General features: G+C 53.7%; 18 protein-coding genes and 6 tRNA genes. 16 read left to right on the top strand and 8 right to left on the bottom strand.

The window, feature by feature from the left end:
• Positions 1–122 precede the first annotated feature (122 nt).
• Positions 123–4,151: an ATP-dependent RNA helicase HrpA gene (gene hrpA / locus HMPREF1487_RS03010; RefSeq protein WP_010795117.1), complete on the top strand. Its 4,029-nt coding sequence runs from the start codon at positions 123–125 to the stop codon at positions 4,149–4,151.
• 47 nt (positions 4,152–4,198) lie between these two features.
• Here hrpA and HMPREF1487_RS03005 read toward each other — a convergent pair whose 3' ends face one another.
• A complete protein-coding gene (locus HMPREF1487_RS03005) occupies positions 4,199–4,807 on the bottom strand; it encodes a YiiX/YebB-like N1pC/P60 family cysteine hydrolase (protein WP_244965925.1) in 609 nt (202 codons plus the stop codon).
• A 59-nt stretch (positions 4,808–4,866) separates the two neighbouring features.
• Positions 4,867–5,268, bottom strand: a complete 402-nt coding sequence (locus HMPREF1487_RS03000; protein WP_010795115.1) for a DUF4878 domain-containing protein — start codon at positions 5,266–5,268, stop codon at positions 4,867–4,869.
• A gap of 218 nt (positions 5,269–5,486) precedes the next feature.
• On the opposite strand from HMPREF1487_RS03000, the gene HMPREF1487_RS02995 reads away from it, so the two are divergent.
• Together HMPREF1487_RS02995 and HMPREF1487_RS02990 are read left to right on the top strand one after the other, a co-directional pair.
• Positions 5,487–6,806 (top strand): FAD-dependent oxidoreductase, encoded by a 1,320-nt coding sequence (locus HMPREF1487_RS02995; RefSeq protein WP_010795114.1) that lies wholly within the window; start codon positions 5,487–5,489, stop codon positions 6,804–6,806.
• Between the two features lie 87 nt (positions 6,807–6,893).
• Positions 6,894–7,481, top strand: coding sequence for a LysE family translocator (locus tag HMPREF1487_RS02990; protein ID WP_010795113.1), 588 nt, complete (start codon positions 6,894–6,896; stop codon positions 7,479–7,481).
• A gap of 15 nt (positions 7,482–7,496) precedes the next feature.
• Here the strand turns inward: HMPREF1487_RS02990 and HMPREF1487_RS02985 are convergent, their stop codons facing one another.
• The gene (locus HMPREF1487_RS02985) at positions 7,497–8,327 is read right to left on the bottom strand and encodes an AraC family transcriptional regulator (protein WP_010795112.1); all 831 of its coding nucleotides are present in this window, start codon (positions 8,325–8,327) and stop codon (positions 7,497–7,499) included.
• 173 nt (positions 8,328–8,500) lie between these two features.
• On the opposite strand from HMPREF1487_RS02985, the gene HMPREF1487_RS02980 reads away from it, so the two are divergent.
• Positions 8,501–8,830 carry a DnaJ family domain-containing protein gene (locus HMPREF1487_RS02980; RefSeq protein ID WP_010795111.1) on the top strand — a complete coding sequence of 110 codons (330 nt, stop codon included), beginning with the start codon at positions 8,501–8,503 and terminating at the stop codon, positions 8,828–8,830.
• Between the two features lie 54 nt (positions 8,831–8,884).
• Here HMPREF1487_RS02980 and HMPREF1487_RS02975 read toward each other — a convergent pair whose 3' ends face one another.
• Positions 8,885–9,664 carry a transporter substrate-binding domain-containing protein gene (locus tag HMPREF1487_RS02975; RefSeq protein WP_010795110.1) on the bottom strand — a complete coding sequence of 260 codons (780 nt, stop codon included), beginning with the start codon at positions 9,662–9,664 and terminating at the stop codon, positions 8,885–8,887.
• A 140-nt stretch (positions 9,665–9,804) separates the two neighbouring features.
• Here HMPREF1487_RS02975 and HMPREF1487_RS27215 point away from each other — a divergent pair, with 140 nt between their 5' ends.
• From HMPREF1487_RS27215 to HMPREF1487_RS02965, 3 genes are all read left to right on the top strand, one after another.
• Positions 9,805–9,981: a hypothetical protein gene (locus HMPREF1487_RS27215; RefSeq protein ID WP_010795109.1), complete on the top strand. Its 177-nt coding sequence runs from the start codon at positions 9,805–9,807 to the stop codon at positions 9,979–9,981.
• Between the two features lie 335 nt (positions 9,982–10,316).
• Entirely contained in the window at positions 10,317–11,309 is a 993-nt protein-coding gene (locus HMPREF1487_RS02970) for a TRAP transporter substrate-binding protein (RefSeq protein WP_010795108.1), read from the top strand.
• A 120-nt stretch (positions 11,310–11,429) separates the two neighbouring features.
• Positions 11,430–11,756 (top strand): hypothetical protein, encoded by a 327-nt coding sequence (locus HMPREF1487_RS02965; protein WP_010795107.1) that lies wholly within the window; start codon positions 11,430–11,432, stop codon positions 11,754–11,756.
• A gap of 72 nt (positions 11,757–11,828) precedes the next feature.
• On the opposite strand, the gene HMPREF1487_RS02960 is transcribed toward HMPREF1487_RS02965, so the two are convergent.
• Positions 11,829–13,103 carry a putative porin gene (locus HMPREF1487_RS02960; RefSeq protein ID WP_010795106.1) on the bottom strand — a complete coding sequence of 425 codons (1,275 nt, stop codon included), beginning with the start codon at positions 13,101–13,103 and terminating at the stop codon, positions 11,829–11,831.
• Between the two features lie 354 nt (positions 13,104–13,457).
• Between HMPREF1487_RS02960 and HMPREF1487_RS02955 the strand changes: the two genes are divergently transcribed.
• From HMPREF1487_RS02955 to HMPREF1487_RS02915, 9 genes are all read left to right on the top strand, one after another.
• Positions 13,458–14,579, top strand: a complete 1,122-nt coding sequence (locus HMPREF1487_RS02955) for a beta-ketoacyl-ACP synthase III (RefSeq protein WP_010795105.1) — start codon at positions 13,458–13,460, stop codon at positions 14,577–14,579.
• 315 nt (positions 14,580–14,894) lie between these two features.
• A tRNA-Ala gene (locus HMPREF1487_RS02950) sits at positions 14,895–14,970 on the top strand.
• A gap of 43 nt (positions 14,971–15,013) precedes the next feature.
• Positions 15,014–15,089, top strand: a tRNA-Glu gene (locus tag HMPREF1487_RS02945).
• 35 nt (positions 15,090–15,124) lie between these two features.
• Positions 15,125–15,200: transfer RNA gene (locus HMPREF1487_RS02940), tRNA-Ala, on the top strand.
• A 42-nt stretch (positions 15,201–15,242) separates the two neighbouring features.
• Positions 15,243–15,318: transfer RNA gene (locus tag HMPREF1487_RS02935), tRNA-Glu, on the top strand.
• Between the two features lie 35 nt (positions 15,319–15,353).
• Positions 15,354–15,429, top strand: a tRNA-Ala gene (locus tag HMPREF1487_RS02930).
• 42 nt (positions 15,430–15,471) lie between these two features.
• A tRNA-Glu gene (locus tag HMPREF1487_RS02925) sits at positions 15,472–15,547 on the top strand.
• Between the two features lie 177 nt (positions 15,548–15,724).
• A complete protein-coding gene (locus HMPREF1487_RS02920) occupies positions 15,725–16,852 on the top strand; it encodes a GNAT family N-acetyltransferase (protein ID WP_010795104.1) in 1,128 nt (375 codons plus the stop codon).
• 11 nt (positions 16,853–16,863) lie between these two features.
• Complete coding sequence (locus HMPREF1487_RS02915) at positions 16,864–17,196, top strand: YnfA family protein (protein ID WP_010795103.1); 333 nt, start codon at positions 16,864–16,866, stop codon at positions 17,194–17,196.
• Positions 17,197–17,209: 13 nt separating this feature from the next.
• On the opposite strand, the gene HMPREF1487_RS02910 is transcribed toward HMPREF1487_RS02915, so the two are convergent.
• From HMPREF1487_RS02910 to ngg, 3 genes are all read right to left on the bottom strand, one after another.
• A complete protein-coding gene (locus HMPREF1487_RS02910) occupies positions 17,210–17,461 on the bottom strand; it encodes a YheU family protein (protein ID WP_010795102.1) in 252 nt (83 codons plus the stop codon).
• Positions 17,462–17,552: 91 nt separating this feature from the next.
• On the bottom strand, positions 17,553–18,743 hold the full coding sequence (locus HMPREF1487_RS02905) for an osmoprotectant NAGGN system M42 family peptidase (RefSeq protein WP_010795101.1): 1,191 nt from the start codon (positions 18,741–18,743) through the stop codon (positions 17,553–17,555).
• Complete coding sequence (gene ngg, locus HMPREF1487_RS02900) at positions 18,740–20,482, bottom strand: N-acetylglutaminylglutamine synthetase (RefSeq protein WP_010795100.1); 1,743 nt, start codon at positions 20,480–20,482, stop codon at positions 18,740–18,742. Before ngg ends, HMPREF1487_RS02905 begins: the two co-directional genes overlap by 4 nt.
• Positions 20,483–20,485 lie beyond the last annotated feature (3 nt).

The following is a 20,485-nucleotide window of genomic DNA, read 5'->3' as shown; positions in this document are numbered from 1 at the left end:
TTGTCGTTTTCGTTTGGGCAAGCCTGCGACAATGCCCATCTCTCTCTTTATAAGGTGCCTGAACTGGCGAACCGAGCCAGCCTTTCAGGTTCCTACTTGAAATGGTTGCCATATAGCATTCAATGACTGAGCAAACATCGTCTTTCGAACAACTTTCCAAGCGTCTGGACCAAGCCCTTACTGCCGATCGGCACCGCTTGCGTCGCCAATTGGGTGACCTGCGCAAGAAGCCTGATGATGCCCGGCTTGCACAGTGGACAGAGCGCTTTCAGGCCTCCTGCGCCAAAGTGGAGGCGCGTCGTGCCAGTGTGCCGATCATGCGCTATGACGACAACCTGCCCATCGCCGCCAAGCGCGAAGAGATCAAGGCGGCGCTTGAAAAGCATCAAGTAGTCGTGATCGCCGGTGAAACCGGCTCAGGCAAGACCACGCAGTTGCCCAAGATCTGTCTGGAGATCGGCCGAGGTATACACGGCCTGATCGGTCATACTCAGCCGCGTCGCCTGGCGGCGCGTAGTGTAGCCAGCCGTGTTGCTGAAGAAATCGGTACTCCCTTGGGGGAGCTGGTAGGTTATCAGGTGCGCTTTGAGGATCAGTCCAATGAGCGCAGCCTGATAAAGCTGATGACTGACGGCATTCTCCTGGCTGAAACCCAGCATGACCGTTACCTTGAGCGCTATGACACGATCATTGTCGATGAGGCGCATGAGCGCAGTCTGAACATCGATTTTCTGCTGGGCTTTCTGAAGACCCTGCTGCCGCGGCGCCCGGATCTCAAGCTGATCATCACGTCAGCGACCATTGATCTGGAGCGCTTCTCCAAACATTTCGGCGATGCCCCCATCGTCGAAGTGTCGGGACGGACCTATCCGGTCGAGACTTGGTATCGTCCTTTGGCCGCAGAAACGGATGAAGATGGCGAACGCCTGGAAGACGATCTGAGCGTTGATCAAGGCATCCTGGCGGCGCTGGATGAGTTAGAGGCCTATGAGCGCAGTGAGCATAAGCGTCCTGGTGACGTACTGGTCTTTTTGCCAGGAGAGCGTGAAATCCGTGATGCGGCCGAGGTGCTGCGTAAAGCCAACCTCAAGCATACGGAAATCTTGCCACTGTATGCTCGACTGACACCCGCCGAGCAGCAGAAAATCTTTCAATCTCACCCCGGACGGCGTGTCGTGCTGGCTACCAACGTGGCAGAAACATCATTGACCGTCCCGGGCATTCGTTACGTGATCGACAGCGGCACGGCTCGTATCAGCCGCTACAGCTATAGAGCGAAGGTTCAGCGGCTGCCTATCGAGGCGGTTTCCCAAGCCAGTGCCAATCAGCGTAAGGGGCGCTGTGGACGGGTGGAGCCCGGTATCTGCATTCGTTTGTATAGCGAAGAAGATTTTCTTTCACGTCCAGCTTTTACGGACCCTGAGATTCTGCGGACCAATCTGGCCGCGGTCATTCTTCAGATGCTGCACCTGCGGCTCGGTCGGATTGAGGACTTTCCCTTCATCGAGCCACCGGATGGCAAGGCGATCAAGGATGGTTTTACGCTGCTTCAAGAGCTGTCGGCGGTAACGAATCAGGGACAACTGACAGCATTAGGACGGCAACTGGCACGCCTGCCAATCGATCCTCGCCTAGGCCGCATGCTGCTGGAGGCGGCAGAGCAGGGCAGTCTTTCCGACGTTCTGATTGTAGCCAGTGCATTGTCTGTGCAGGATCCCCGTGATCGCCCGGCGGAGCGTCAGCAGGCTGCCGATCAGGCTCATGCCCAGTGGAAAGATCCAGACTCGGACTTCGGTGCGCTAATCAAGCTGTGGCATGGCTTCGAGGAGCAGCGCCAGGCGCTTGGCTCGAATGCGCTTCGTAGCTGGTGTCGCAGAAATTTTCTCAATTACTTGCGCCTGCGTGAATGGCGAGATGCGCACCGTCAGCTGACCTTGATCTGCCGGGAGCTCAAGCTCAAGAGTAAGCCTGCCGACGCACAGCCTGTTGTTCAGGCGCCTGTAATCGAAGAAAGCACGCCTTCGACTGACAAGAAAGTCAACACCAAAGCTGCCCTGCAGGCCGAAGCGGCCGAGGCTGCACAGCGGGCGAAAAGTTATGCCTCGGTGCACAAGGCCATTCTGTCAGGTCTCTTAAGCCAAATTGGTAACAAGACTGAAGAGGGCGACTTTCAGGGGGCCCGCCAGCGACGCTTCTGGATTCATCCATCCAGCGTTATTGGCCGCAAGAAGCCAAACTGGGTAATGGCGGCCGAGCTGGTTGAAACGACCAAACTGTTTGCACGCATGGTAGCCAAGATCGACGCGGATTGGATCGAGCCGCTGGCGCGCCATCTCACCAAGGCTAATTACTTCGAACCACATTGGGAGAAGCGTCGAGGACAGGTAATTGCTTACGAGCAGATTACGCTGTATGGGCTGATCATTGTAGCCAAACGGCCCGTGCATTATGGGCCTATCGACCCTGCCGTTTCTCGTGAGTTGTTTATTCGTGAAGGCTTGGTGAGAGGCGAGATCCAGTCGCGCGCAAAGTGCCTGAGCGCCAATCGCCAACTGCTGGAGCGACTTGATGAGTTGGAGGCCAAAGCGCGTCGGCGTGACATTCTTGCCGATGAAGAGACACTGTTCGAGTATTACTCGGCTCGTTTGCCTGCCGATATTTACCAGACAGCAACCTTTGACAGCTGGTACAAGCGGGAAAGCGCTAAGAACCCGCAGCTGCTGATCATGCGCGAGGAGGATGTGCTTGCCCGTGAGGCCAGCGAGGTTACCGCAGCGCAGTATCCAGATACGTTACGTATCGGCGATCTGCAGCTACCGCTGACTTACGAGTTTGACCCCGCCCAGCCACGCGATGGTGTTACCCTGCGTGTACCGGCGCCCCTGTTGTCACAATTGCCACCGGAGCGACTGGAATGGCTCGTGCCAGGGTTGTTATACGACAAGGCCGTTGCGTTGGTGCGCAACCTGCCCAAGGCAATTCGCAAGAATTTTGTTCCGGTTCCGGATTTCGTCAAGGCAGCATTGAGCAAGATCACCTTTGGACAAGGATCACTATACGAAAGCCTGGGACGTGAGCTGTTACGCATGACCGGGGCGCGGATACCTGAAGATGCCTGGCCGGAGGCTGCCAATCTGCTTGATAGACATCTTCGAATGAACATCGAGGTTGTCGATGCCAGCGGCAAGTACTTGGGTGAAGGCCGTGACCTCACAGAGCTGACAGCCCGTTTTGCCGAAGCCAGCCAGGCCGCTCTGGCCGTTCCTCAGCAAAAGGCCGAACAGCAAAAGCCTGTTGAGGCTAAAGCTTTTGCAATCGTCCCACAGCAGGCCCAGCAAAAGATTGCAGGTCTCTCCATGACAGTGTATCCGGCGCTGGTGGAGGAGAACGGTGTAGTCAAGGAGGGCCGGTTCTCTACCCAGTCGGAAGCGGAGTTCCAGCATCGCCGGGCACTACAGCGGCTTTTGTTGCAGCAGTTGAGCGATCAGGTCAAGTTCCTGCGCAATAAGCTGCCTGGGCTGACCGAGCTAGGATTGCTTTATCGAGACTTGGGACGTATCGACTCACTGGTTGAGGATATCCTTCTGGCCAGCCTTGATAGCTGCATTCTGGACGGTGAACAGCCGTTGCCTCGAGAGGGGGCTGCTTTGGCGTCGCTGGCCGAGAAAAAGCGAGGCGGGCTGGCCGAGCATGCCGAGCGTACGGCACGATTGGTGTTGGAGATTCTCAAGCAGTGGCATGCCCTGCAAAAGCGATTCAAAGGCAAGATCGATCTGGCTCAGGCCATGGCGCTCAACGATATCAAGCAACAGCTCAGTGCTCTGGTTTACCCTGGATTTGTTCGTGAAACGCCTCTGCAATGGCTTAAGGAGTATCCGCGCTATCTCAAGGCTGTCGATCAGCGTCTGGACAAGGTGGGGTCTCAGGTTCAGCGGGATCGGGTCTGGACGAGCGAATTAACGGGTTACTGGGAGCAATACAAGGCTAGGGCAACCAAGCATGCTCAAGAGGGCAAGCATGATGAGAATCTGGTCTTGTATCGATGGATGCTGGAGGAGTATCGAGTGTCGCTGTTTGCTCAGCAGCTGGGTACGCAGATGCCTGTCTCCGACAAGCGCCTCAGCAAGCAATGGCAGTCCGTAGAGGCATAAGGGCTTACGGTAAGAGTAGGGTTGAGTTGCTCAACCCTGCTTGCCTGTTATTGGCGGTAAATCCATTCAAGTCCGGGATAATCCGCGAATGCCTGAGGAAAAAGATAGTCACCTCGGAAAACTGGGACATCCAGACTTGTCCAGCGGGGCGCGAAAGAGGGTAGTTGAGTAGCAATCGCTTCAGCCAATAGTGTTGTGCAATAAAGATGGGGCTTGTCGCGCGGTTCGAGCACAAAGGTTCGTCCCAAAGTACTTTTCAGATACTGCGCAATGCGTTCCTTTTGTTCAGGATTCAAAAAAGTCGGCCGTGCTACTGCGAAATGCCTTGCCATGTCTGGCTTTAGAAACTCATCTAAAGGCGTAAGCAGGACTTGGTTTGGATGTGCAGGATCATCGTCTGTTGTGGCATGAACGATCAGGACCGTAGGTGTTGTGGCGACAACCATGCCTACGTGGGAAAACCTGCTACCACTTACCTGTTCTACGATTCGACTGTCTGTTGATGTTCCCAGTCGAAACAGCCAGTCGCCAACTGCCAGTGACGACGGGCTCAGGCGCTGCCCAGGTAGGGTAGGTAATGCCTGAGGCTGGCGGCCTTCGTAGGCCGTTATTGCCAGGCCCATGCACAGCAGGGCTGTTAGAGCCCAACGACACAAACTGTTCATCTGTCGAATAGCAAAAGGCTTTATCCGATGTGGACAAAGCCCTCGTCCAATCAGATCTTGATCTTCCAGTCGCCGTCGCTCTGAATTAGATGAGTGTGTTCAGTACGGGTTTCGCCGTCTTTTTTGAAAGTAACCGTTACGCTGACATCGGCGCGTGTCTTGTCATCGTTATAGGTTGTTTTTTCGGCTTTTATACTCTTGACGCCACCCAGTGATTCGGCCTGTTTAGCCCTTTCCGTAAGCAGCATCTGAAACTTGCCACGTACAAAGTCCTTTGCGTTCGCATCCGCATCCTTGGGTACATCGATCAGATCCATCATGGTGTCGAGGTCTTGGGTGTAAGCCGCTTTTATGAAGCGCTCCGCAACGCTTTCCGGGGTGTTGGCACCAGAGCAGGCGACCAGGAAGGAGGCAACAAAAATCAGGGCGAACCATTTCTTGATAAGAAACATATGAAATCCTTTTCGTAAATCAGTAGCGGGAAATCCAGGGCGGCGGATTTTACTTAATCACATCTGTATTAGGTGAGAGCTAATCGTGATTTAGCCGTGCTCCACCAATGTGTGGATACATAAAAAGCGATTTGCGGACAATCAAGGCTGCCAGCCTGCTCACTCGTCGCTATTCGAGAGACGTAGAATGTACCTCAGCCAATAACAGGAGTATGGCTATGGAGAAGGTGGCAATAGGGATCGTTGGGGCAGGTACCGCAGGTTTGGCTACGGCTACTTTCCTGGCCCGCAGGGGTTATCAGGTCAGGCTGTTCGAACGTGTACCTGAGTTGCGGACGGTTGGTGCAGGCATTCTATTGCAACCTTCGGGGTTGGCAGTGTTACACACGTTGGGCGTGCTGACCGAATGTACTGCTCTAGGTGCGCCAGTCAGCCGCCTCTACGGAACATCCATGCAGGGCAAACGCGTCGTTCTGGATACCCGTTATGATGCTTGGAGGCCAGGTAGTTTTGGATTGGGTATTCACCGCGGCGTCCTGATGACTTCCTTACTGAACGCTGCGCGATATGCAGGCGTCAGTATAGAAACCAGCAGTGACATCACCCGTTTTCATCAAACATCAAGTCACGTCCAGCTTTTTCATCGAGACGCACAGGGCAACGAGAGCTTGTTAGGTGATTTTGCTGCGTTGATTCTGGCAGACGGAACACGTTCGGCATTACGTGGGCAGATGGCTGTTAAACAACATGTCAAACCCTACCCATGGGGTGCGTTGTGGAGCATGGTCTCGACGCCAGCACACGCGGACTCTACAGAGTTACGCCAATGGTACAGACACTGTTCTGAGATGTTCGGAATCATGCCTACAGGCTGTACGCATCAAAAACGCGATGCCCAGCTGAGCAGCCTGTTCTGGAGTCTGCCCGTCATCGATTATCCCCAATGGCAGACAGCGGGTCTGGATAGCTGGAAAAGGCAGGTTGTGAAATTGGCTGGCGAAACCGCAAGGCCTTTCTTGCAACACATTAATCAATCAGAGCAACTAGCATTTGCCGCTTACGCAGATGTCTGGATGCAACGCTGGAGTGATGGGCGAGTACTGGCTATCGGTGATTGCGCACATGCAATGAGTCCTCAATTGGGTCAGGGTGCAAACATGGCGTTGGTCGATGCCGCTGCGCTGGCCGATGCCGTAGATATGTCGATGCCCTCCCGAGACCACTGGCCAACTGTCTTTGAGGCCTATAGTGTCGCCCGCCGTGAGCATTTACGTTATTACCGGCAAGCCAGCCGTTTTCTGACTCCACTGTTTCAGTCGCATAGCAAGGCCCTTGGTTGGTTGCGTGACAGTGCCTTGTTTTTAGCCCGTCACAATGTATTTGGACGCAGGCATGCGGTTACTACCTTGGTAGGCGCTCGAACAGGATGGCTACTGTCGACTAGACGAGAAGAGACGCTTTATCACTGGGACGGCCAGCAAGATAAGACTTGGGGCTGGAGTAATAATGAAATATCCGGCTCTGAATTGATTCACTAGGTCTTCAGTAGAAGGGTAATTTTATTCAATACCACATGAGGCTGGAGAAATATGGTGTCTGTTCCTTGAACACATGAGCAGACATCAATGGACGTGTTGTTTTCCATGGCCGGCTTCGCTCTGGCTTCTTCTATTTCACCTGGTCCCGTCAATCTTGTAGCCCTAAGTTCGGGAGCCTGTTATGGCTTTCGTAAGAGCCTTAGGCACGTCACAGGAGCAACGACCGGCTTTACAGCACTTCTTTTGCTTATTGGTCTGGGATTGTACGAAGTGCTGGCCCGCATCCCGGAACTGATCAAGCTCATTCAATGGAGTGGCGTTGCCTTTCTTTTTTATATGGCCTACCAGCTTGCAATGGATGATGGGGTGCTGGATATAAAAGAGGAAGGTTCTGGCCCCTCAATGATGCGCGGCGCGCTGATGCAATGGCTGAACCCTAAAGCCTGGCTGGCCTCGTTGGCAGGTATGGGGCTTTTCGTTGCCGATGGCAATACGGTCATGGTCTGGACGTTTGCCATCCTCTACTTCGTGGTTTGCTATGGCTCGGTTGCCTGCTGGGCATTTACCGGTAGTTTTCTGCGCCGTTATGTGCAAAAACCAAGTCGTGTTCGGTTCCTGAATCGGATGATGGCAGGGTTGCTGGTCGCCAGTGCCTTTTACCTTTTACAAGGTTAATGAGGAAGGCAAATGTCAGCCGCGATAGTGCCCAGGCGTAGCAGCCAGGTGCCGTTTGAAAGTGCGCTGGAAGTGAGCCTGGTCAGCGAAACCGGTTGCCATCGCCACGTCAGCAAGACTGTGTCCTTGCCGAAGCCATTGGCGGCTGAGCTGGATACGTCGGTTGATCAAGTAGGCATGGGGCGTCAAGCCATAGTGATCCTTGAACGCCCTGATGAGATAGGACGCCGATAATTCCGCCGCGGTGGCGATGTCATCCAGGGTCAGCGGTTCAGCGCAGTGCTCACGGATAAAGTCGGCGGCTCGCTTAAGGTGTACATGGGGTATTTCTGGAGCTTTAGCGGGGCGCGTCGAAAGCGATCGTTGCAGCTGGAGAAAAAAGTCGAGGGTTGCGCTGTGCTTGTAAAGCCTGTCGTTACATGGTGATGTCAGTGTTTCATGCAGCCTGACGAGTCCTGTGTGTAGGGCAGGTACGCGCGTATGGATGACATCAAACGGCACGAATGAGTCCTGCGTGCTATATCCCGACTCCGTCTGTAGCCTGCCCAGCCACTGCGTATCGATATAAAACATCTGATAGGCCCAGTGTTCGCCCTTGACGGGATTACAGGCATGTACCGTCTCAGGATTCACTATCACAACGGAGCCCTGGCTTATCTGGGTTTGGCTTCGGGCATTGAGGTAGTGACTTCGACCCGCCGTAATGGCCCCGATGGAGAAGGTGTCATGCGTATGCTTGGCATGACTTACCTGACGACCATCATTGACTGTACGAATCTCGATGAACGGCAGTGCGTCGTCGCGCCAGAATCGGGAGTTTAGGCATTGTGCGGCTGCAAAATTCACGCGGGACCTCAGGCGGTAGTCGGCAGCTTATGACTATAGCGCTTCTGGTAATGCTATGAGGTTCTGTTAGAGCAACTAAAGAACTTCATTCTGTCGGCTGTACTGCCGAGCATTAAGCATCGGAGGCGCCTAATCGCTCTATAGAGGTATGGCAGTTTAATCCAGGAGTCGTTATGAGCACACTGGAGCAAGAAATCGAACGCAGGATTGCGCGAGAGGTGGCAGCCTGGCAGAAACAGGTGAAGGGCAAGGGCGAGCCAACCAAAATCGATGAAGGATGGCTACAAACACCTGAAGGGCTTCGAATGCCGTTTCGTGTCCTGAAGAATGCGGGCATTCCCCCTCAAGAGATTGAGCTCTTTAATCAGCGTGCCCGTTTGAAGGAGGAAATCAGCAATACCCAGGATACAGCCCTGCGAACGCAACTATTAAAAAAGCTCAGTGCATTGGAGCAGGTGCTTGCCTTTCGCCTGGAAAAGCTCAGGCAAATGGGAAGAGGTTGAAGTCTCCAGAGGCTGTGGAGCAGGCCGGCCGATAGCGTACTGCTCCACAATATTTTAGGCGTCAGGCTTGGCCAGCCAATGATCTACGGTTTTCTGATATTCACCAGTTGCTTTGTAGAGGTGAAGCCACTGATCGATATAGGCTTTCCAGGCGACATCATCCCTGGGCAGCAGAAAAGCCTTTTCACTGTACTGCATGGGCTTATCTGGATTAACTGCGCACAGGGAGGGGTAGCGTTTCTGTTGAAACAATGCCTCCGAGGCGTCAGTAATCATGACGTCGGCTTCCTTGCTGACAAGTTTTTCAAAAATCGTGACGTTATCCTTGAAGAGGCTCAATTGGGCTTGCGGTAACTCGCGGTGAGCAAACGCTTCGTTGGTACCACCTGGCGGCTCTATCAAGCGGACCGAGGGCTGGTTGATCTGCTCAATGGTTTCAAAGCGTTTGGCATCATCACAGCGAACCAGAGGGATCTTTCCATCCACCGTAATGGCGTCACTGAAAAAGGCTTTTTTCTGACGCTCGAGGGAAATCGATACGCCTCCTACCGATATATCGCAGCGGCCCTCCAGAAAGTCTGGCATTAACGTCTTCCAACTGGTTTTTACCCACTCAACGTCAGCGCCAAGGCTTTTGGCCAGTGCCTCGGCCATCGTGATCTCAATTCCTTCGTACACGCCATCGTCACGGAGAAAGGTGTACGGCTTGTAGTCGCCTGTGGTGCAAACGCGAAGTGTCTTTTTTTGTATAACCGTATCAAGGTGCGAGGTGCTGTCTGCTGCGTAGACGCTGGTGGCCGCCATAAGCAGTCCTGCTACCGCAAATGCCTTCATGGTCACGATCCTTTTTATTGTCGTTTTTGATACCGCTCACGCTACCCGAGCGACAAACCGATTCACAAGGGTTTCCTGTGTCGAACTGGCCGGTATGAGGCAGGTCCACCGTTGGTAGGCATACTTATGAGGACATGACCATGCATCTTATTGAGTCAAATGTATTCGCAACACGCGCCATGCCTTTTCACTTCGCCGGAAAGGAAGACGGCACCTCGATAGAAAATGTGCCTGGTGGCAGTTATGACGTGGATGAAGATTTCATCGAGTCAGTGGGCGATGAAAGTCAAATGGACGAGAGTGAGGAAGAGCGCTAAAGCCCATCGTCCTCAACATTTCGAGTCGAGCTGTTGAGGACGTTTCGCACAGTCTTCAGTTTCTTTTCTTATAGGGGCCACTATCAGATGCATGAGTCATTACGATAAGGCCAGCTTTTTGCATCGTGATTGGCAGACGGTTATCGACTAGGGATCGGAACGGTCTGCTTAATCATTGGGGAGCTTTTTGTCGCGACAGGCCACGGGTAAACAAGACCAAAACGGTCACAAAAGAAAAATAAATGTCAGTGAACAGATTTTGGATCTTTTATGCCGATTACCCATCCTTGCGTAATAAGAAACATGCCCCTTTCACGGAGTTAGAAGGGAAGACTATGTTCAAGTTTGTCGCTACGACACTGTTTGCGGCATCACTCGCTGTTGCTTATGTCACTCCGGCAGTAGCCGAAGAGCCCATTGTTATCAAATTTTCGCATGTCGTAACGGACGATACGCCTAAAGGGAAGGGTGCTCGTCTATTCCAGAAGCTTGTTCAGGAGCGTCTGGCAGGCAAAGTGAAAATCGAGGTCTATCCGAACTCGACATTGTACGGCGATGCCGATGAGCTCGACGCCCTGCAGCGTAACGAAGTTCAGATGCTGGCGCCTTCGGTCTCCAAATTCGACCAGTACACCAAGCAGCTCGAAATTTTTGATATGCCGTTCCTGTTCGATGACCTTGAGGCCGTCAAGCGCTTCGAGAAGCGGGACAAAAGTCGTGAGCTTCTAGGCTCCATGGCCGGCCAGGGCATTTATGGGCTGGCGTTCTGGAATAACGGCATGAAGCAGTTTTCTGCCAATCGCGAGCTGCGCAAGCCAGCAGACGCGCACGGACTGGCGTTCCGAATTCAGGCTTCCACTCTGCTGGAGGATCAGTTCAAACAGATCGGAGCATCGGCACTGAAACTGCCATTCAGCCAGTCCTTTAAGGCTCTGCAGAGTGGGCAGGTACAGGGTACGGAAAACACTTGGTCTAACCTTTACAGCCAAAAGCTCAACACCGTTCAGCCATACATTACTGAAAGCAATCATGGCGTGCTGGTGTATATGCTGATCACTAACTCGAAGTTCTGGAACTCGCTGCCCTTTGGCGTCCGCACTCAGCTTGAGCAGATTTCTGACGAAGTGACGCAGTTTGTTAATAAGGAAGCTGAGGCGATTAATAACAAGGATCGTGACAACATTTTGGGCTCAGGTACCAGCAAGCTGGTTACGTTGACGCCATCCGAGCGGCAGGCATGGAGGGAGGCGATGCAGCCATTGGTGAAGAAATACGAGCCTGAGATTGGAGCCGATGTCATTCGAGCGGCACAGCTCGTCAATCGGTGATACCCGACACATAGTTAGCTGTATCTCCCAACCTTGCAGCAGGCAGGGTTGGGAGGCTTCAAAAATGAACAGTGCGCTCACTTCGGTGCCCAAACGTATAGGTCCTTATGGGGAAACACTATGCGTAAAATTATTTCGTTCGTTTTCGCTGCCTCGATAATGCCAGCAGTGTGCCTGGCTCAAGGCCTTGAGCTTGACCAGGATGTAGGGGATCTCAATATTCTGGCTGAATCTTCCAGTCAGGAATTACCTAATGATGCGCCTCAGACCATCACGTTAACCAATAACGAAAAGACACCAGTCAAATGCTGGTTACAGGCACATGGGCCTAAGGACAGCGAACAGGAAGAGCCTGTAATTGTGCCGGGCAAGTCGGCAACACTGCGTATGCCGGGCAAGTCTGCCGAGACGCCGACCAAGGCCAAGCTGGTATGTCGCAAGCAGTAATTTTTTCTCATTATAAAAAACAAGCGCCATTTTCAGGCGCTTGTTTGCTACGAAAAGCCAGAAGCTGATGGCTTAGAACTTGGCTTCAAGATCCAACTGCAAGGTATCAACGTCAGCATCACGCTTGGTGCGGCTAGCAAAGTCAGATTCGGCCATAAAATAGGTCGCGCCAAGGCCAAAGTTCTTGTCGATATCGTAGCTGACCTTGAACTTGTGCCCACGAGAGCCGACATAGCCATTAGCAAAGTCGGAGTCGGTAAACGCACCCACTACGGCGTTACGCTGAACGTCGCGATAGTTGTAATCGAAGCCAATACCGTAAGCCTTGGTTTTCAGGCCTGCCAACCAAGCGGTGTCGTTATCGTCGGCCTCGCTGTTAACAACATACTGGCCGTATAGCGACAATGGAATGGCCAAGCCACCAATATCGACTTGACCAAAGCCTTCATACAGGTTGAATTCGTTGGTCGTGTTGCCGTTCGCTTGAAGGGCACAGGGCGTCGTTGTGCTGTTGCCGCACGTGCTGTCCTTGTCCTTGTCGTAACCGTAGATACTCCCACCGACAGTTACCTTCAGGTTGTCAGTAGGTGCAAAGCGGGCACCCAGCTGACCGGCATACAGGCGCAAATCATGCTTGAACTCGTACCCTTCGCCATCAACGTTATCTTTCAGGACGTAGTAGCCGGCGCTGCCAAACAGCTCGGTTGATCCACCCAGGGGATACTTGTAGGTTGCGGCCAAGCCTTCAGGGTTGATGTCACCATCCCAGATGACATCACCCATGCTTACCCAGGGCTGGAGCATCTTGCCACCAATGACGTGCAGATTGGGGACAGCTGTGGGATGAAAGTCGATATACGCCAGGTCCATCCATATCTGCTTCTTGTTGAAGTAGTTAGTCATGTCCTGGTTTGTGGAGCGTGCATCATCGCCACCGCCTGATGCTACGCGAATACCAGCATCGACCTGAGGATTGATCTGGCTGTAGACACCAAGTCGAGCGCGGATTCGCTGACGATCCCGATCACGACCATTGTCCGGTTCGCCATCGATATCGATATTCTCGTGACGTACGCGTACGTCGCCTTTGATCTGGGTTTTCGCTGCCCAGGCCAGTTTTTCTTCAAACGAGGATAGTTTCTGCTGCTGAGCAACCTTCGCCTGTTCTGCGCGCGTCTCGTTATCCAGATCGGCTTTCAATTCAGTGTACTGAGCCGGAGTAATCGAGCCGTTGGCTCTCAACATATCCAGTAGCTTGGCGTCAACCGCCGCATGGGCAGGAATGCTCATAGCCAATAGAAGGCCACCACAAAGACCTGAGGCTGTTCCTACTGAAAAAAGACGCATATCTCAATCTCCATATTTTATAAGGGCGACGTGCGTCACCGCTGAACGAGTCGGCTTTTACGGCCGCTCCAGTGATCGACTCAGGTCGATTCGAAAGCGGCGCCAGTATTACCGTCGCTCATGACGGATCGGTTACAGATTGGTTTTAGAGCGATGAAGAAAAAATGAAAAACTAAATATCTTTAGCGCTCTTCATGTTCTCTCTGGTGAGGAAGCCGACTTGTGAGGGAGATAGGTGCTGAGGCGGAAAGTCAGCAAAAAACATCTATTTAGGCAGCCTGATAAGCCAATAGGGTTTGGCCTAGATTTACGGCACAATAGCGGCTTATTTTATAAAAAATCAGAGGAATGATCGTGCATCAGGCAGTCATTAGCGGTACCGGCCTGTATACCCCGCCGAACAGCATCTCCAATGACGAGTTGGTCGCTTCCTTCAATGCCTATGTTCATCAGTACAATACGGAACATGCCGACGCGATAGCACGAGGCGAGCAAGAGGCCAAGCAGGAATCCAGCTCGGCCTTTATTGAAAAGGCGTCAGGAATCAAGAGCCGTTATGTCATTGACAAGGATGGGATTCTAGATCCTGTCCGCATGGTGCCTCGTATTCCTGAGCGCAGTAATGATCAATGGTCTGTACTGTGTGAGATGAGCGTGAGCGCGGCGCGGGAAGCCTTGGAGCGAGCAGGGAAGACGCCAGCAGACATTGATGGGGTTATCGTAGCCTGCTCCAACCTGCAACGACCTTATCCTGCGGTCGCCATTGAAGTGCAGGCGGCGCTTGGCATCAATGGATTTGGTTTTGATATGAACGTGGCATGCTCATCGGCTACGTTTGGACTGCAGGCAGCTGCCAATAGCGTACAACTCGGGCAGGCTCGCGCGATTTTGCTGGTGGATCCCGAAATCTGTACCGGTCATTTGAATTTCAGAGACCGAGATAGTCACTTCATTTTTGGCGATGCGGCTACCGCCATGATCATCGAGCGGGCTGATCTGGCAGCGTCTCCTCATCAGTTCGATATTCTGGGGACCAAGCTGCTGACTCAGTTCTCCAACAATATCCGTAACAATTTTGGTTTTCTCAACCGCGCTGCGGAAGAGGGGATGAGTAATCCAGATAAGTTGTTTGTTCAGGAAGGGCGCAAGGTATTCAAGGAAGTATGCCCCATGGTGGCCGATTTGGTCGCCGAGCATCTGGCCGAACTGAACATTCCGGTCGAGCAGGTGCGGCGGTTTTGGTTACACCAGGCCAATCTGAATATGAATCAGTTGATCGTCCGAAAGCTGCTTGGGCGTGACGCTAAGCCAGATGAAGCGCCTGTCATTCTGGATACCTATGCCAATACCAGCTCTGCGGGCTCGGTGATTGCGCTTCACCTGAATCAGGATGACCTGACGGCAGGTGACCTTGGGGTACTCAGTTCCTTTGGCGCTGGTTACTCCATTGGCTCCGTGGTGCTACGCAAGCGCTGAGCATCAGCGCGGCAGGCGGCGTCATCAGCCTGTCATGCAGCTGAGGTAAATAGCTCACCTGACTGTCAGCGCGCTGCTGACGGGCTAGCGCAAGTTCATTAGTTCTTTTTGCCCCGCTTGTCGGGGCTTTTTTATGAGCTAAAGAAATGCCGTTTCTGTCCGATCTATATGGATATACGCATAGACAGGGCGAGCTTTGTAAAGAGCCGGTTCAATCATAAGTATTTGTGTATTCAGCAAAATATTTTAAAAGAATGCATAAATATCGTTGACACAAACACCGAGGCCTCTTAAGATTCGCACCGTCTTAGCGACGGGGCTATAGCTCAGCTGGGAGAGCGCTTGCATGGCATGCAAGAGGTCGACGGTTCGATCCCGTCTAGCTCCACCAAATTCCCAGAATCAGCCAGTGGCTGGTTTTAATCGAAGGTTTCGTCCCCTTCGTCTAGTGGCCTAGGACACCGCCCTTTCACGGCGGTAACAGGGGTTCGAGTCCCCTAGGGGACGCCATATATAGCTACTTGTTTAAAGTGGCACTGTGTTACGGGGCTATAGCTCAGCTGGGAGAGCGCTTGCATGGCATGCAAGAGGTCGACGGTTCGATCCCGTCTAGCTCCACCAAATTTCTAGGGCCAGCAAGTGCTGGTTTCAATCGAAGGTTTTGTCCCCTTCGTCTAGTGGCCTAGGACACCGCCCTTTCACGGCGGTAACAGGGGTTCGAGTCCCCTAGGGGACGCCATATATAGCTACTTGTTTAAAGTGGCACTGTGTTACGGGGCTATAGCTCAGCTGGGAGAGCGCTTGCATGGCATGCAAGAGGTCGACGGTTCGATCCCGTCTAGCTCCACCAAATTTCTAGGGCCAGCAAGTGCTGGTTTCAATCGAAGGTTTTGTCCCCTTCGTCTAGTGGCCTAGGACACCGCCCTTTCACGGCGGTAACAGGGGTTCGAGTCCCCTAGGGGACGCCATCTTTATAAAACCGCCTTTATAGGCGGTTTTTTTTCGCCTGCAATTTTGTCCTTTTAGCGGTCATATCAGCCGTACGAGGCTGACTGACGAATAAACCTGTTTAAGCAGACTAAACAATAGGTCACTATTCGAATCAGGTCTTGCCCGATAGGCCAGTGAATCAACAGGGGATATCAGTGATTATCGAGCGGCTAGATAACCTGTCCGAGCTGCCTGCGCAGGCGTGGAATGCGCTGTTACCGGATAACCAGCCGTTTATGCGGCATGAATTTCTACATGCTCTGGAGATCAGTGGAAGCGTAGGGCGTCGTACAGGCTGGAAGCCTGCGCACTATATTGTGCGTGATCTAGAGGGTACGTTGAGAGCGGCCATGCCTGCCTACATAAAGTACCACTCCTATGGAGAGTACGTATTTGATTGGGCCTGGGCTGATGCCTGCCACCGTGCGGGTATTGATTATTACCCGAAGCTTCTTGCCGCTGTTCCCTTTTCCCCGGTAGGAGGCGCTCGTCTGCTAGGGGAGCGTACAGCTTGTGAGGAGCTACTGCATGTAGTGACCAGCAAGCTGGAGGGCCGCGGACTTTCGAGTCTGCATGTCAATTTTACCAACGAAGCGACAGATCACTTGTTGACTGATCGAGAAGGCTGGCTCGAACGGCTTGGGTGTCAGTTTCATTGGCACAACAGAGGGTATCGGGATTTTCAGGACTTCCTGGATGCGCTGGCGTCACGTAAGCGCAAGCAGCTTCGCAAGGAGCGTGAGCAAGTTGCAGGGCAGGGTATCGATTTTGAATGGCGAGAGGGCGGGTCGCTTACTGAACAGGAGTGGGATTTTGTCTATGCCTGTTATGCCAATACGTACGCCGTAAGAGGGCAGGATCCCTACCTGACCCGTGAGTTCTTCAGCGAATTGGCTGAGCGCATGCCTGAGGCCATTCGCGTTGTCCTGGCTCGTCAGGAGAACCGACCTGTGGCTATGGCATTTTACCTGTGCGATGAAAAGACCCTTTACGGACGTTACTGGGGCTGTCTGGCCGAGTTTGACCGGCTGCATTTTGAGACATGTTTCTATCAAGGGATTGATCATGCCATTAGTGAAGGGCTGACCCGCTTTGATGCGGGCGCGCAGGGAGAGCACAAGCTGGTTCGAGGGTTTGAGCCGGTCTTTACCCATTCATGGCACTATCTGGTACACCCTGGGCTTCGTGAGGCCGTGAGCGGGTTCCTGGATCAGGAGCGCGAAGGCATCAAGCGTTATGCGCAGGCTGCTACAGACGCATTGCCGTTCCGCCAGGATGGCTAAGTGTAAATATCATGCTTAATTATTTCTGGTTCGCCTTGGCTGCCTGTTTTGAGATCGCCGGCTGCTACACATTCTGGTTATGGCTCAGACTGGGCAAGAGTCCGCTGTGGCTGCTCCCAGGACTTTTATCGCTTACCCTGTTTGCGCTTGTGTTGACACGTGTGGAGGCGGCTTACGCTGGCAGAGCCTATGCTGCTTACGGTGGGATCTATATCGTGGCATCGCTGGCCTGGTTGGGCCTGGTTGAAAAAACCAGACCCGCCTGGACCGATCTGGCAGGGGCTGCACTGTGTCTGCTGGGCGTGACGGTATTGGTAATAGGGCCGAAATTGTCAGTGCACTGAATATTCAGGCCTGTCAGGAAAGTGTCTCTTCATCTGGAGTGTTTAGCCACTCCTTGGGAACGTCCCGTCTGAGCATCAGCTGGCACTGGCCGCTGTCCGGCTCGAATACGATAACGGCTTCCCCATTTTCCAGCGCCCGACGTGCACGTGCTACACGCGTCTCCAGAGGTGTCTCATCACCGTTATCCGTTCCTTCTCGCGTAACAAAGTCTTCGAGAAGGTTGCCTAGCGTATCGGGGTTGAGCATGTCGTAGGGTATGAGCATGGCGGCAGTTCCTGAAGCGGGCAGCGATGCTAACGTACAGCTTGGCCAGTTGGCGAGAGGACGCCGCCCAGCGGGGCTGCGTTATCGGTCCCTATGTTTTCCCGCCCTCTTTGATTAATTCTTCAATGTGAGGCAGATGCGTCTGGTTGTCCTGATGCGTCTCTTCCAAATCGAGCTGATGCGTAAAGCGGTCAACGGAATTATCTGCTGGCGCTGCGTCGCTATCGAACACGGGCGGGCTGGTCATATAACCCACCAAGAGCTGGCTTAGTGCTGCCAGACTGACAATGTGCGTCCGCTCATAGCCGTGGGTGGCATCACAGCCAAACGCCAGAAGCGCAATCCGGATGTCGTGCCCTGCATTGATAGCAGAGTGGGCATCGCTGTAGTAGTAGCGGAACAGGTCACGCCTGACCGGAATGCTGTTTCGCTCTGCGATACGCAGCAGATGGCGTGACAGGTGATAATCGTAAGGGCCGCTTGAGTCCTGCAGTGCGACACTGACCCGATGCTCATCGGACTGTTGCCCGGGAGCAACCGGAGCGATATCGATACCGACAAACTCACTGACATCCCAAGGCAATGCACCCGCCGCGCCAGACCCTACTTCTTCCGTGATGGTAAAGAGAGGGTGGCAGTCTATGGGGGGAACAATACCGGCTTCCTGAATCATCTTGAGCGCCGTTAGCAGAGCGGCTACACCTGCCTTGTCGTCCAGGTGACGAGCGCTGATGTAGCCGCTCTCCGTGAACTCCGGTAGCGGATCAAAAGCTACGAAATCTCCTACGCGTACACCCAGGTATTCCGTCTCTGAACGGCTTTTGGTGGTAGCGTCTAGACGTAGCTCGATGTGATCCCAGCTGACGGGCATCTTGTCGACTTCGGTATTGAAGGCATGCCCAGAGGCGAGCAGGGGTAGTACGCTGCCACGTAGGGTTCCGTTGTCGGTAAAGATACTGACCCGACTTCCTTCGGCAAAACGGCTGGACCAATGGCCTACCGCCGCCAGGCTCAGACGGCCGTTATCCTTGATTTCCCTGACGATGGCACCGATCGTATCCAAGTGAGCGGAAACCGCTCGGTCGGGGCTTTCCTTACGTCCTTTTAGTGTGGCGCGAATCGTTCCTCGTCGTGTCAGCTCGTAGGGAATGCCGATTTCACTCAAGCGCTCGGCCACGTACATGACGATTGTGTCTGTAAAGCCTGTCGGGCTTGGAATGGCGAGCATTTCCAGCAGGACACGGCGCAGATAATCCAGATCCGGTGTCGGCAGCTTATTCAAGCGGGCACCTCTCGAGACAGGGGAAACAACAGATCAATGAAGCGCTCCGCCGTAGGGCGGGGTTCATGGTTGGCCAAGCCTGGCCGCTCATTGGCTTCAATGATTACGTATTCACTTTGATCAGCAGCCGGTACCAATAGATCCATGCCTGTCACTGGGATATCCAAGGCCTTGGCAGCGGCTACCGCGGCCTGCGCCAGTTCTGGGTGAAGAATATCGGTAACATCTTCCAGCGTGCCCCCGGTATGAAGATTTGCTGTCTTGCGGACAAACAGGCGGGTGCCTTCTGGTAGGACCGTGTCATAACTGTAGCCGGCAGACTTGATCGCGCGCTCGGTTTCTTCATCCAGAGGTATCCGACTTTCGCCTCCGGTTGCTGCCTGGCGGCGGCGGCTCTGGTGTTCGATCAACTCATGAATGTTTCGACGGCCGTCACCAATGACCTCGGCAGGACGCCGTATAGCGGCCGCCACGACTTCATGACCAATGACAACAATGCGCAGGTCAAGACCTGCATGGTAGCTTTCGAGCAGCACGTTATCGTCGTAGCGACGAGCTTGGGCAATCGCGGCTTTCAGGTGCTCAGGATCACGTACATCCACGGCGACGCCCTTGCCCTGCTCACCGTTGACCGGCTTTACAACCAGGGCGCCGTGCTTGGCAAGAAACGTTTCGTTTTCTTCATCTTCACTGGCTAGACACTGATCAGGAACCCGTAATCCTGCTTCCTTGAGTGTCCGGATTGTGAGGGTCTTGTCCTGACAAAGTGTCATGGTGACAGCGCTGGTCAGGTCCGACAGTGATTCGCGGCAGCGGATTCGGCGGCCCCCCTGTATGAGGGTAAAAAGACCCGCCTGGGCATTATCTACTTGTACATCGATCCCGCGGCGTTGAGCCTCATCTACAATGATCTTGGCATAGGGATTAAGCCCTGCCTCAGGGCCAGGGCCGAGGAAAAGGGTCTGGTTGATTGCGTTCTTGCGCTTGACGGTAAAGGTCTGGAGTTCCCAAAAGCCCAGCTTGTCGTAAAGACGCTTGGCTTGACTGTTGTCATGCATGACCGATAGGTCCAGGAACGCCAGGCCGCGGCTGGCGTAGTGCTCAATCAGATGACGAACCAGAGCCTCTCCCACACCTGGGCGAGGGCAGTCAGGCGCGACAGCCAGACACCAGAGACTTGAGCCGCCTTCGGGATCGTTGAATGCCTTAGCGTGGTTCAGCCCCATGACCGAGCCGATAATGGCGCCCGTGTCCTGATCTTCTGCCAGCCAGTAGACCGGGCCACCTTTGTGCCGGGGCGTGAGTTTTTTGATATCCACGGGCAGCATATGGCGCGTTTGGTAGAGACGATTGATCTCGCTCCAGTCGCTTTCACTAAAGGCCCGGCGAATACGAAAGCCGCGGAAGGGCGCATGGGCGGGGCGGTAGTCGGTGAACCACAGCCGCAACGTGTCGGATGGATCCAGGAAAAGCTGTTGCGGTGCATAGGCCAGTACCTGCTGAGGCGCAGCCACGTATAGGGCGATGTCTCGCTCGCCGGCCTCTTCCTTGAGAAGTTCCTTAGCCAATACCGATGCGTCGGAGAACGTATGGCCGATTAGAATCCGACCCCATCCGCAATGCAGGCAAACGGATTGGCACGTAGCCCGTTCAGCCCCAGTCATCTGGGCCTGTAGACGCTCATAATTGGGCGTCTGAGCCCTTTGAAGACGCTGATTGTTATAGTAGGCGGCTTTCATCGT

Source organism: Pseudomonas sp. HPB0071, assembly GCF_000478505.2.
GTDB classification, from domain to species: domain Bacteria; phylum Pseudomonadota; class Gammaproteobacteria; order Pseudomonadales; family Pseudomonadaceae; genus Chryseomonas; species Chryseomonas luteola.
Note: the sequence above shows the minus strand (reverse complement) of the source record. Positions and strands in the feature narration are given on the sequence as shown.